Below are 12,099 nucleotides of genomic sequence, written 5' to 3'. Positions count from 1 at the left end.
GGAATTTCTGACCTCATGCGCATATCCTCGTTTCTGATCCCCACCGCCGCCTTTGCCGGTGCAGCCGGTCTTAGCTTGGTGGTTGCGGGATTCGCGGCGACGGCGCTTGAGAACAATTCTGAGATCGTGGTGCGCCGCACCCTCGACAAGGCGGGCTTCACCTGGGCCGAGGTTGCCGCGGACGGGCTGCGGGTGGAACTGTCGGGCGAGGCCCCGGATGAGGCCACGCGTTTTGCCGCCATTTCCGAGGTCGGCTCCGTGGTAGATGCGGCGCGGATCATCGACCAGATGGAGATCACCCCCTCCAAAGGGATCGCCCCGCCCCGGTTCTCCACCGAGATCCTGCGCAATGACGCGGGCATTTCGATTATCGGTCTCATTCCAAGCGACAGCGATCACGGCGCACTGGTGAAGAAACTCGGCGCAATCCGGGGGGCGCCGCAGGTCACCGATTTTGTGGAAACCGCAGACTATCCGATGCCAAAGGGCTGGACGGATGCCATGTCCTACGCCCTGAAGGCGCTGGCCCTGCTGCCACGCACCAAGATCTCGGTCGAGGCAGGCGCTGTGCAGATCACCGCCATTGCCGACAGCCCCGAGGCCAAGGAAGAGCTTGAAACAGAGCTCAACCGGATGCTGCCGCCGAACGTGCATGTAACGCTCGACATTGCTGCGCCGCGCCCGGTGATCTCGCCGTTCACGCTGCGCTATGTTCTTGGCCCCGAGGGCGGGCGCTTTGATGCATGCTCTGCCGAGAGCGAAGAAAGCCGCAGCCGTATTCTGGACGCGGCCCGTGATGCGGGTTTGGAACGTCAGGCCGATTGCACCATCGGTCTTGGTGTGCCCTCGGCCAATTGGTCGCGCGCGGTCGAAGTCGGACTTGAGGCACTCACGTCGCTTGAACAGGGCTCGATCACCTTCTCCAACGGCGATGTCACGCTTGTGGCTGCGCAGGGCACGCCCGAGGCGCTTTTTGATCGGGTCGTGGGCGAGCTTGAGAACGCGCTGCCGCAGGTTTTTTTGCTACATGCGGTGCTGCCTGAGCCCGAGGAGACTACCGCCGACATCATCCCGGAATTCACCGCCACCCTCAGCCCGGAGGGGCAGGTTCAGCTGCGTGGACGTCTGAGCGACAATGCCCAGAAGCGCACTGTCGACAGCTATGCCAAAGCCCGCTTTGGCAGCGACACGGTTTATGTTGCCACCCGCAATTCGCCGGATCTGCCCGGCGTCTGGCCGATCCGTGTGCTGGCCGCGCTGGATGCGCTGGCCCAACTCGAACGCGGCTCGGTCACCGTGACCCCCGAATTGGTGGCAGTGCGCGGCATGAGTCACGTTGAAAACGCCAGCGCCGAGATTGCCCGCATGCTCTCACAGAAATTAGGCGAGGCAGAGGATTACGACCTCGACATCACCTTTGAAAAGCCCCCGGAGCCCGAAGACAAGCTGATGGCGCCGCAACTCTGCGAGGCGGAACTGGCGGCGATCCAGCGCGCCGACAAGATTGCCTTTGAGCCGGGCTCTGCCACGGTGGCCGCCGACAGTGCGCGCGTGATCGACAAGATCGCCAAGCTCTTGCAGCAGTGTGGCGAAATTCCTCTTGAGATCCAGGGCCACACCGACAGCCAGGGCCGTGAGGAAATGAACCAGAACCTGAGCCAGGCACGGGCGCAATCGGTCTTGAACGCTCTGCGCGCGCGCCGCATCCTGACCGGGAGCTTTGTGGCGCGCGGCTATGGCGAGGACAATCCGATCGCCAGCAACGACACCGAAGAGGGCCGCGAGGCCAATCGCAGGATCGAATTCCGCCTGATCGAAAGCGCTCTGCCACAGGACGATGCCGAAACAGCCGAGGCCGAATCCGACGCGCAATCCGCAGACGCCGAGGCCGCGCCCGCAGGTGATGCGGACGCACAAACGCCTGAAACACCCCCCGCCGCTGCCGCGGCCCCTGAAGAGGACACCGACGGACAATGAGCAGAACAGAGTTCATCCTCACCACAGCAATCATCCTCTTTGTGGCCTTCGCGATGGGGTGGTTTGCCAATTGGCTGGTGCATCGTTTCACCCGTGTCCGTCAAAGCGATGTGGCCGATCTGGACCGCATGAGCCAGGAACTCCACGAGGCAGAGGAAACCCGCGATCAGGCCATCACCTATCTTCAGCAGCGTGAGGCTGAGCTCACCAACCAGTTGAGCCAGACCGAGGCCGAATTGCGCGCGGCCATGGACGGGCTGCGCGAGGCGCGGCATGAAACCGAAGAGCTGCGCAACCAGTTGCGCGGTGCCGGCTAAGGCCCCTCTGCGCACCATGAGCAACGACCCGCTCCTCGATGAGCTTAGAGCACATGAAGAACAGGTTTGGGATGCGCTGGTGCGCGGGGACGCTGATCTGGACGCCTCACTTCTCTGCCAGAGCTTTCTTGGCGTCTATGGCGACGGTTTTGCCGACAAATCTGCCCATGTCGGACAATTGGCCGAGGGCGCCACAGTGCAGAGCTATGCGCTCACCGACCTGAGGGCGCGCGCCCTTGGTTCTGATCACGCCATGCTCAGCTACCGAGCGCGGTTCATGCGCCATCGGCGCAACCAGGCCGAAGACATGTATGTGACCTCGATTTGGCAGCGCACCGAAGGCGGCTGGATCAATATCTTCAGCCAAGACACGGCTGCTGGTGAGGCCACCGACTAAGAGCGCGCAACTGCGGCCGAATTGGGCGCAAGTTTTCGTTGCACCCCGGAAGACAGCCGTTTCCGCACGCGGGCGCGCTTTTGCACGCTATGGTCTGTGGCGAGGGGCGTCAGGACGTGCTACGGGAAGCCTGACACTCGGATCTGCAGCAGCGCCCGCTGCCAGCGCAGCAGCCGCCTCGCAGATCCAAAGCAAAGGACACTACTATGAATATGATCGGGACTTTCATCAAACCTATGCACCCCGAGGGGCGCAAGTTTGTCGCGATCTTTGCCGCTGTCACCTTTGGATTGTTCCTGCTGACCCCCATCCTGGGCTGGATCGGCGTGGGCCTCACGGTTTGGTGCTATTATTTCTTCCGCGACCCTGAACGGGTCACCCCCGCGCGACCGGGGTTGGTCATATCCCCAGCCGACGGCGTGGTCTCTTTGATCGAGCCGGCAGTGCCCCCCGCAGAACTGGGCCTGCCCGATGTCCCGCTGACCCGTGTGAGCGTGTTCATGAGCGTGTTCAACTGCCATGTGAACCGCGCGCCTGTCGCAGGCGAAGTCACCGCCGTCGCCTACCGCCCCGGCAAATTCTTCAACGCCTCTCTGGACAAGGCGAGCGCAGACAACGAGCGCAACAGCCTCGCAATCCGCATGGAAGACGGCCGCGACCTCGCGGTGGTGCAGATCGCCGGTCTGGTTGCGCGGCGCATCGTCTGCTTTGTCAAGCCCGGCGCCCAGCTCGGTCGGGGCGAACGCTTTGGCCTGATCCGTTTTGGGTCCCGACTGGACGTCTACCTGCCTGAAGGCGTGTCGCCGCAGGTAGAAATTGGCCAGACCATGATCGCCGGGGAAACCGTGATCGCAGAACTGGGAACCGGGGTGCACACTGACCAGAACAAAGGTGAGCTGCATGGGTGAAGACGAAGAACATCACCCGCCCTCGCATCTGACGCTGGTACAGCTGATCCCCAACATGCTGACCATCGCCGCGATTTGCGCTGGCCTGTCCGCGATCCGCTTTGGCATCGAGGGCAATTACGTCCTGGCCGTGCAGTTGATCCTTGCGGCCTGCGTGCTGGACGGGCTGGACGGGCGCCTGGCGCGGCTTCTCAACAGTGACAGCAAGATGGGCGCGGAGCTCGATTCCCTCGCGGATTTTGTGAACTTCGGTGTCGCGCCAGCGCTTGTGATCTACTTCTGGGCGCTCGAAGATCTGCGTGGCTTCGCGTGGATCACGGTGCTCATATATGCGATCTGCTGTGTCGTGCGTCTTGCGCGGTTCAACGTGACGGCAAAGGCAGATCCAAGCGAGGACAAAGACGCCTCTGGGGCCTATTTCACAGGCATCCCCTCCCCTGCGGGGGCGTTGCTCGCGATGCTGCCGATGTTTTTGTCCTTCGCCTTTGCCGATGCGCCCTTGCTGCCCGATGTTGTGATCTGCCTGCACCTCATTCTGGTGGGCTGGGCGATGATCGCCCGCTTCCCGGTATGGTCTTTCAAAACAGCAAAGATCTCTCGCAACAACGTGAAGTTCTTTCTCGTTGGTTTTGCGGTATTAGGGTCGGCGGTGCTTATTTATGCCTGGATCACTCTTGTGGTTCTCTGTCTGGCGTATTTGATTGTAGTTTTATGGAGCATTCTCTCTCATCGCATTTCGGATGACAGGAAAGGACATTGAAGTGAAAATTGAAGCGGTCGAGTCGTCCTATGCCCGATGGGCGCCGGTTTATGATCGAACCTTTGGGGCTGTAACCGATGTCGGACGCCGCAGAGCTGTGTCCTTCATAAACAATCGCAAAGGTCATGTGCTTGAGGTGGGCGTGGGAACGGGCTTGTCGCTGCCGCATTACGGTCCAGACGTCCGCGTCACGGGCGTGGATTTCAGCGCCGAGATGCTCGCCAAGGCACAGCGCAAGGTGGATGCACTCGATCTGGATGGCCGCGTTGACCTGCAGCGCATGGACGCGCGCGAGCTGGCCTTTGAAAACGCCACTTTCGACACCATCGCCGCCATGCATGTGCTCTCGGTCGTTCCTGAGCCCGAACGCGTCATGGCCGAGATTGCGCGGGTTCTGAAGCCCGGCGGCAAGGTGGTCATCACCAACCATTTTGCCAAGGACACCGGCGTTCTTGCAGGGCTTGAGCGTGTCGCCGCACCGATGGCGAACCTGATCGGCTGGCACTCCGATTTCAAGATGGACACCATTTTGCAAGAACCCTCCTTGCAGGTGGCAGAACTGCGCAAGCTGCCGCCGCTTGGGATGATGACCTTTTTGGTTCTTGAAAAGCGCGTCAACTGAGCCTCTGACCCGCGCCAAATCAGGATCGCATTGCCCGTGCCTTAGAACAAAGGCGCGGGCGTCATTTTTTGCGCGTCATGCCCCGCCAAAGAGGGGTGCCGCAAACATGATGTCATTTCGCCATCTTAACATCACAGTCGCTAACCAGAGATAAACCCAGCATAGGCTGCTGACCGCCCCTGATGCGCCCGCAAGACAGCATCGGGTATCGCCCACGTTGGGATCGGTGGCGACAGTTTCTGTCCCTTGGGCGCAGCCGACAGCCTGTGCGGCGAGATATTTACCAATTTCTGCCATGTGCAGTGAGTGAGTTACCAAAAGGCGCAGGCCATGCCAGACATCGACATTGTCAGATCCGACAACGATCCGCGCCAGAGCGATCACGGCATCCGCGCCGATACCGCGTCGCGCGGGGTGGACCTCGAAGGGGCGAAGATCACCGTCACCTATACCGACGGAACCACCGAGACGCTCACCTGGAAAGCGCTTGATCCCTATACCTCTGGGGGCGCGACCGGTGACAATATCGATATGTACTTCGGCTATGACTGGCACCAGCTGACCACGACAAAGCCCCTCGCCTCGCTCAAGATCGATCTGGCCCCGGCAAACTCCGTGTTCGACACAACCTTTGCCAGTGATGGCAACCCGAACGATCCCTCCACTCCAGGCTCCAAAGAAGGCTTTCCCTTCAAGGTCTCGCCCGACTACGAGGACCTTGGCGGCACGATCACCGCGACCTACTCCGGGATCGCGGGGCTCGATGGCAATGCGCCCGTAGGGGATCTCTACACCACGATGACGCTGGATTTCACCAGCCTGCCCGGCGGTGGCTTGCAGGGGGATCTGGTCTGGAACTCCGATATCGACACGCTTACCGGTCCCTTTGCCTCTTCTGTGACCGCGACGGACGACTTTGTTTCCATCTCCGGGAATGGCTCGGAAGTGATTGATATTCTCGGCAATGACGCCGGGGCGGGCAAGGGTCCTCTGACCATTTCCCATATCGCGGGCACCGCAATATCGGCCGGAGAGTCGGTGACGCTCGCAAGCGGTGAGGTGATTACCCTCAATCCCGACGGAACCTTGTCGATCACCAACGACAGCCCCGAGGATGAAACCAACAGCTTCACCTACACAGTGGTGGACGAGGCAGGAAATACCGCGACCGGCACCGTCACGGTTGACACCAAACTCACAGCGCCCCCCTGCTTTGTCGCGGGCACGTTGATCGACACCGAAGCGGGGCCGATCGCGGTCGAAGATCTCACCGTCGGCATGCAGGTGATGACGCGGGACCATGGGCCACAACCACTGCGCTGGATCGGTCGCAGCACCCGACTCGCGCGGGGCCGCAACGCACCAGTGCTGATCGCCCGCAACGCTTTGGGCCACCATGGCCAGATCGCACTTTCGCCCAATCACCGCGTCCTGATCCGATCAGAGCTCGCGGATCTGCAATTTGGCCAGCCCGAGGTGCTCATCAAAGCGAAGCATCTGGTCAATGGAGACAGCATTCGGATTCTCAGCGATGGCACGCAGGTGTGCTATGTGCACATCCTCTTTGACCGCCACGAGATCGTGCGTGCCAATGGTCTGGACAGCGAAAGCTACCACCCCGGCGCTGAAACCCTTGATGCTTTTGACGCGGACACCCGAGCCGAGATTCTCGACCTCATGTCAGACTGGCAAGAGTATGGACCTGCTGCACGGATCACGCTCAAGCCGCGCGAATGTGCGCTGCTTCAACTGAACCGTCACTAAATCGAAATTCACACCGGCATCCCAACAAGGGAGGATAATTTTCATTTCTGATGAAATGGTGCGGTCGAGAAGACTCGAACTTCCACGGGAGTTACCCCACAGCGACCTCAACGCTGCGCGTCTACCAATTCCGCCACGACCGCACTGTCTATGACTTGGTGTGAGAGGGCGTATAAATCAGCCCCTCAGGGATGTGAAGAGGGAAAACGCAAAATTCTTGAGTTTTCTTTTCAGGCGCGGCGCTGGCCTTCAAAATTCATCTGACCGATCCGTTAATTCGTTGATTTTGCGACGGCTTTGGATCTCATCTTCGCACCCTTCCCGCAATGATGAGCGTCGCGCTTGGCCCCGCCAAGGCTGCCCCCCACTGGCGCGGCGCGGTCTCAGCCTTGTGCCTTGTGAATAAGGCCTCGCACTCGACGGCAGAAGAAATTATGGCAGTGTCAGAAGAGACACGCGTGGGCGCGCTCCGAGTCGTGCGCACTGGCGTGTCCAATTTATGATGCACCCCGATGCACGGGACTACGCAAGGAGCGGGCAGCATGGTTGAATGGATCACCTCCGACGGTCTGGTCTCATATGAAGAGGCCACCCGCTTCATGGAAGAGCGCGCCGAGGCCATTGCCGCAGGCGAGGCAGAAGAGTGCATCTGGCTGCTCGAACATCCGCCGCTGTACACCGCTGGCACCTCTGCGCGGATCGAAGACCTGACGGACCCGGACCGCTTTCCCGTTCATGTGACCAAACGTGGCGGGCAGTATACCTACCATGGGCCGGGGCAGCGGGTAATCTATGTGATGCTCAACGTTGCCGAGCGCGGCAAGGACGTGCGGTGTTTCGTGCGCCAGCTTGAACGCTGGGTGATTCTTGCTCTGGAAGAGTTCAATGTCACGGGCCACATTCGCGATGGTCGTGTTGGCGTCTGGGTGGAGCGACCGGAAAAGCCCCTCACGCCCGCCGGTGCCGTGGCCGAGGACAAGATCGCAGCCATCGGTATCCGGCTGCGCAAATGGGTCAGCTTTCACGGTATTTCTATCAACGTGGAGCCGGATCTTTCGCATTTTTCGGGCATCGTTCCCTGCGGGATCAGCGAGCATGGGACCACCAGCCTCGTCGACCTCGGCCTGCCCGTTACCTTGGCGGATGTGGATGTCGCCCTGCGGCGCACGTTTGATCTGGCCTTCTCAGAAGAAGCCGCACCGAGCTGCGACCTGGACTAAGCACCTGCTGGAACAGGGCGCGTATTCCTGCGCTGGACCATCTCAATGCGCTGGCGTGTCCAAAGCGAATGCTGCGACTGGGATTTTTTCTTAACCTTGGTGCGCCACGTACCAATGCACATTGACGACGCGGTGAGGGAGATTTTTTGGCTTCTCACCACTCGCCCAGAACGATTTATTCCACTCTTAATGAGAGTCCTGTCGGCACCTTCTGCCTTAGGTTGAATTGCGAAACATGGGTCGCAAGACACTGATCTGGAACCATTCTCCCGAAACCGGCCAGACGCCTTTCATTAAAAGAGCATATCTTCCCCGAAATATTGCGATATTGTTGCCCTTACCTTGCGTAGTATTTACGGCGACCTCCCCATAAAAAGCGATACCAGCGACGCAACGTTGAGCGATTGTTTACACTTTCCGACATTTTATTAATTCATTCGTGATGGAGATCCGCAATGAATTCGTCGCTTGCCAGTTTTTTTGCCCGAACCCCCGCCGCTACATTGGACAGCTGCGACAGTGAACCGATTCATCTTTCTGGTTTAATTCAAAATACCGGCGCGCTGATCGTACAGGACCCGGAAACTGGTTTGATAATAGGGGCCTCGGAGAATGCGCATCTCTTTCTGGGGCGACCGGTCGAGGCCATATTGGGCTTTAGCCTGACGGAAATCGCGCCGGACATTGCAGACGAGCTGGCCGAGCCGGACAATGGCCAAAACATTGTCCACGAGATCCTGGAAAGCCAACGCAATGTGGACGATTGCGTATATGACACCATCTGCCATGTGCATGATGGGCGGCGGGTCATCGAATTTGTCCTGAACGAAGCCCCATCCGCGTCGCAAGCGCGCAAACGCATGCGTATGAGCGGACCAGCATGCGCGCAGATCATGGCGGCCCCCACGTTCGACGCAGCAATGCAGATCGCCTGCAATACAGTGCGCACGCTGACGGGGTTTTCCCGGGTAAAGATATATCGCTTTCTTCCGGATTGGTCGGGGGAAACCATCGCCGAGAGCAATGACGGCAGCCTACCGAGTTATTTGGGCATGCACTTTCCCAGCGGAGATATTCCAAAACAGGTCCGCGCCTTGATGGAAATTGTCCCCTTTCGTTTTGTGGGGCGCGTGGATGACGACAATATCGCCATTCGCGCGCTCACCTCCGGTGCTGGGGACATTGATCTGACCTGGGCAATGAACCGCTCTGTGTCGGCCATGCACACCGCCTATTTGCGCAACATTGGCGCAGGAAGCTCGTTTTCCTGCAGCCTGATGGACAAAGGCAAGCTCTGGGGCCTGATCGCCTGCCACAGCGGAGGGTCGATGGTGGTGCCCGCCGACAGCTGGAGCCTGGTGCAGGAAATTGGCACGGCCCTGATGCTGAAGTTCGACCAGACCGAGCGTATGGCCACCGCTGACATGATCAGCCGCCTGCGCCGGATCGAGAATGAATTTGCCGCGGAAATGCGGCGCACAGGCGATGTAGAAGATGTGATCAAGACGCTGGTCCCGATCCTGCAGAAGTTCCTTCGCGCGGATGGTTTTGCCTTTCAGTTCGGCACCAATATGCACACCTCAGGAGAGGTCCCCCCCGAGAATTTCATTCGCAAGCTTGTGCAATGGAGCAAGACCAATATGGAGGATGTGGATCAGTTCCAGACCGCGTCCCTCCATGCTGATTTGCCCGAAGCAAAGCATCACATCGACACCGCCTGTGGCGTCCTTGTGCAGCCGATTGTCATGCACCGGGTCTGTCAACTCTTGTGGTTTCGGGGGCCGATCACACGGCGGGTCGCATGGGCTGGACGCCCCGACGCGCAGGCCAAGATCGACCCGAAAACGGGCGTCACCCTGGGGCCACGACAGTCGTTTGACAAATGGGTCGAAGAACACCGCGATCAAAGCCTGCCCTGGGAAGAGGCCGAACTGGAAGCCGCACGCGAGATCTTCAAGGAGTTTCTCGACATCATCACCTCGCAGCTCCTGCTGAAGGAAGAGAACTCCTCCCTGCGCAAATTTGCCCATACGGCAGCACATGACATCAAAGGCTCCTTGCGGGGGATCAGCGCCGCGCTTGGCTGGATGGAAGAGGATGATTTTGAAAAAACCACAACGCGAGAGCATCAGGAACTCGCACTGGCGCAGGCCAGGAAGCTGCAAAACCTGACCGAGAGTCTGCTGGAGATGACCCTGCTGCGCGAGCAGCCGACAGCAAAGTTCAGCAAGACAGACCTCAAGAAACTGGCCGAAGATACAAAGCTGCTGATCAAATATGACCTCGAACAGGCGGGGGGGCAGATCAACGTCGGGGCATTGCCAGACTGTACCGTCGCGTCTGATCTCATCACACGTCTGCTGCTCAACCTCTGTGGAAACGCAATCAAATACGCAAAATCGGATCAGCCTTTGCAAATCGACATCACGGGCGAGGTGCTCGATGGCGAGATGAACCGGCTGATCGTGACCGACAACGGCCCCGGGATCGAGTCCAAACATGCGGAAAAGATATTTGAGCAGGCCACGCGCCTTCACGATGGTGGCGAGGGCTGTGGATTTGGTCTGGCGATCTGCACCGAAATCGCCAAGAGCCACCACGGGCAGATCTATCTGGACACCAGCTATCGCGACGGCGCGCGTTTCGTCTTTGAATGGCCCTGCGAGGATCCAACCTGAGATGACCAAGGCTGGAGAAATCGGCGGACGTGAGCGGCTCAGGCTGGCCACCGACCCGCAGCATCAGGAGATGCATCATCATCCTGTCATGGCATGCCTGCTGGCCCCTTCCGTGACCCTCGCGCAGATTGAGACCGCATCGGCGGTATCTCTTGGCGCAGCCAAGGAAATCGAGCGCGCGCGTGCAGCTTCGGGAGAATGGGCGGACTTTTCGCTCTCGGCTTACCTGCAGCGCTTGCACCATGGCCTGCCCGCACATCTGCAAACACAACACGCGCCGCCGGTGGCATTGCCCACGGATCGCTACGGGGCACTTGGGGGGCTCTATGTCATTCATGGCTCTGCGTTTGGGGCAACGCTGATTGCCAACAAGATCCGCGCGCATCTTGATATCGACCCGGCGCCCTATTTCCCGGCGATTGACAAGACGATCTGGCGCCGTCTGGTCGCAACGCTCAACGCCATGACCGAAGAAGAGGCCGATGCTGCTGTCCGGGGGGCCTCCCAGGCTTTTCTGCTCTTCAAGCGCATCGCGGACCGGCAAACCCTGCATCATGCGTTGCCGGTTGCACCATTTGAGGCGCTGCACCAGCCGCAACCTGTTGATGCGGCGATCAATGCGTCTGGCGCCATCGCGGCACCATAGGGCGCGCACGCACCCCGCCTCGGTGGACGGATGGCGCGCGCGGCAGGGCGATGGCACGCGCGGCAGGGCAAGGTGTATGAACCCTTGCAATTCGCGCTTCAGGCTCTACTTTAGAACCATTCCAAAACTTGACAGGCCCCGGTGAACGTAGTTTACCGGGTCAACCTGACGGAGAGCCGAAATGTTTATCCAGACCGAATCCACGCCGAACCCGGCGACATTGAAATTCCTGCCCGGCCAGACCGTTCTGGATGCAGGAACCGCCGACTTCCCTTCTGCCGAAGCGGCCTCAAAATCCCCATTGGCTCAGCGCATCTTTGCGGTGAGCGGCGTCACAGGCGTGTTCTTTGGCAATGATTTTGTCACAGTCACCAAGGACGACTCGGTCGAGTGGGATCACATCAAACCCGCCGTTCTGGGCGCCGTGATGGAGCATTACCAATCCGGCCAGCCAGTGATCAACGAAGGCCAGCAGCAAGCCTCCGGCCACGCGGAACACACCGGCGAAGACGGCGAGATTGTCAACCAGATCAAGGAACTGCTGGACAGCCGCGTGCGTCCGGCGGTGGCGCAGGATGGCGGCGACATCACCTTCCACGGCTTTGATCGTGGGGTTGTCTACCTGCATATGCAGGGCGCTTGCGCGGGCTGCCCGTCTTCGACCCTCACGCTCAAGATGGGGATCGAGAACCTGCTGCGCCACTACATCCCCGAGGTAACAGAAGTGCGCCCTGTCGCGGTCTAAACCCGACACCCCCGGCGCGCACGACAACACGCAGAACGCCTTTTAAGGACCGGCCAGGAGCGCGA

The 12,099-nt window shown here is 59.8% G+C and carries 11 protein-coding genes and 1 tRNA gene; 11 read left to right on the top strand and 1 reads right to left on the bottom strand.

What is annotated here, in order from left to right; translation table 11 throughout:
• Positions 1-15 precede the first annotated feature (15 nt).
• The 7 genes from ACZ1HH_RS14610 to ACZ1HH_RS14580 all read left to right on the top strand — a co-directional run bounded on the left by ACZ1HH_RS14610 (position 16) and on the right by ACZ1HH_RS14580 (position 6,745).
• A complete protein-coding gene (locus ACZ1HH_RS14610; RefSeq protein ID WP_487320485.1) occupies positions 16-1,977 on the top strand; it encodes an OmpA family protein in 1,962 nt (653 codons plus the stop codon).
• Positions 1,974-2,294, top strand: a complete 321-nt coding sequence (locus ACZ1HH_RS14605; RefSeq protein ID WP_011536702.1) for a hypothetical protein — start codon at positions 1,974-1,976, stop codon at positions 2,292-2,294. The genes ACZ1HH_RS14610 and ACZ1HH_RS14605 overlap by 4 nt, the downstream gene beginning before the upstream one ends.
• Positions 2,295-2,310: 16 nt before the next feature.
• Positions 2,311-2,691 carry a nuclear transport factor 2 family protein gene (locus ACZ1HH_RS14600; protein ID WP_044026516.1) on the top strand — a complete coding sequence of 127 codons (381 nt, stop codon included), beginning with the start codon at positions 2,311-2,313 and terminating at the stop codon, positions 2,689-2,691.
• Between the two features lie 158 nt (positions 2,692-2,849).
• Positions 2,850-3,599: a phosphatidylserine decarboxylase gene (locus tag ACZ1HH_RS14595; protein WP_256378196.1), complete on the top strand. Its 750-nt coding sequence runs from the start codon at positions 2,850-2,852 to the stop codon at positions 3,597-3,599.
• On the top strand, positions 3,592-4,359 hold the full coding sequence (gene pssA, locus ACZ1HH_RS14590; protein ID WP_416370051.1) for a CDP-diacylglycerol--serine O-phosphatidyltransferase: 768 nt from the start codon (positions 3,592-3,594) through the stop codon (positions 4,357-4,359). The genes ACZ1HH_RS14595 and pssA overlap by 8 nt, the downstream gene beginning before the upstream one ends.
• Position 4,360: 1 nt before the next feature.
• Positions 4,361-4,981: a class I SAM-dependent methyltransferase gene (locus tag ACZ1HH_RS14585; RefSeq protein ID WP_044026429.1), complete on the top strand. Its 621-nt coding sequence runs from the start codon at positions 4,361-4,363 to the stop codon at positions 4,979-4,981.
• Positions 4,982-5,311: 330 nt separating this feature from the next.
• A complete protein-coding gene (locus ACZ1HH_RS14580) occupies positions 5,312-6,745 on the top strand; it encodes a Hint domain-containing protein (protein ID WP_472635159.1) in 1,434 nt (477 codons plus the stop codon).
• A 56-nt stretch (positions 6,746-6,801) separates the two neighbouring features.
• On the opposite strand, the gene ACZ1HH_RS14575 is transcribed toward ACZ1HH_RS14580, so the two are convergent.
• A tRNA-Leu gene (locus ACZ1HH_RS14575) sits at positions 6,802-6,888 on the bottom strand.
• Positions 6,889-7,287: 399 nt separating this feature from the next.
• Here ACZ1HH_RS14575 and lipB point away from each other — a divergent pair.
• The 4 genes from lipB to ACZ1HH_RS14555 all read left to right on the top strand — a co-directional run bounded on the left by lipB (position 7,288) and on the right by ACZ1HH_RS14555 (position 12,034).
• On the top strand, positions 7,288-7,965 hold the full coding sequence (gene lipB, locus ACZ1HH_RS14570) for a lipoyl(octanoyl) transferase LipB (RefSeq protein WP_011536708.1): 678 nt from the start codon (positions 7,288-7,290) through the stop codon (positions 7,963-7,965).
• 455 nt (positions 7,966-8,420) lie between these two features.
• Positions 8,421-10,643 (top strand): ATP-binding protein, encoded by a 2,223-nt coding sequence (locus ACZ1HH_RS14565; protein WP_487320484.1) that lies wholly within the window; start codon positions 8,421-8,423, stop codon positions 10,641-10,643.
• A gap of 1 nt (position 10,644) precedes the next feature.
• Entirely contained in the window at positions 10,645-11,289 is a 645-nt protein-coding gene (locus ACZ1HH_RS14560) for a biliverdin-producing heme oxygenase (protein ID WP_416370036.1), read from the top strand.
• A gap of 181 nt (positions 11,290-11,470) precedes the next feature.
• A complete protein-coding gene (locus tag ACZ1HH_RS14555; protein ID WP_011536711.1) occupies positions 11,471-12,034 on the top strand; it encodes a NifU family protein in 564 nt (187 codons plus the stop codon).
• The last annotated feature ends 65 nt before the right edge of the window (positions 12,035-12,099 follow it).

It is taken from the genome of Epibacterium sp. HA2-3 (assembly GCF_055693725.2).
Note: the sequence above shows the minus strand (reverse complement) of the source record. Positions and strands in the feature narration are given on the sequence as shown.

Coding starts and splice junctions, on each gene's coding strand:
- ACZ1HH_RS14610 (WP_487320485.1), top strand. CDS start 16: ATGCGCATATCCTCGTTTCTGATCCCCACCGCCGCCTTTGCCGGTGCA.
- ACZ1HH_RS14605 (WP_011536702.1), top strand. CDS start 1,974: ATGAGCAGAACAGAGTTCATCCTCACCACAGCAATCATCCTCTTTGTG.
- ACZ1HH_RS14600 (WP_044026516.1), top strand. CDS start 2,311: ATGAGCAACGACCCGCTCCTCGATGAGCTTAGAGCACATGAAGAACAG.
- pssA (WP_416370051.1), top strand. CDS start 3,592: ATGGGTGAAGACGAAGAACATCACCCGCCCTCGCATCTGACGCTGGTA.
- ACZ1HH_RS14580 (WP_472635159.1), top strand. CDS start 5,312: ATGCCAGACATCGACATTGTCAGATCCGACAACGATCCGCGCCAGAGC.
- lipB (WP_011536708.1), top strand. CDS start 7,288: ATGGTTGAATGGATCACCTCCGACGGTCTGGTCTCATATGAAGAGGCC.
- ACZ1HH_RS14565 (WP_487320484.1), top strand. CDS start 8,421: ATGAATTCGTCGCTTGCCAGTTTTTTTGCCCGAACCCCCGCCGCTACA.
- ACZ1HH_RS14560 (WP_416370036.1), top strand. CDS start 10,645: ATGACCAAGGCTGGAGAAATCGGCGGACGTGAGCGGCTCAGGCTGGCC.
- ACZ1HH_RS14555 (WP_011536711.1), top strand. CDS start 11,471: ATGTTTATCCAGACCGAATCCACGCCGAACCCGGCGACATTGAAATTC.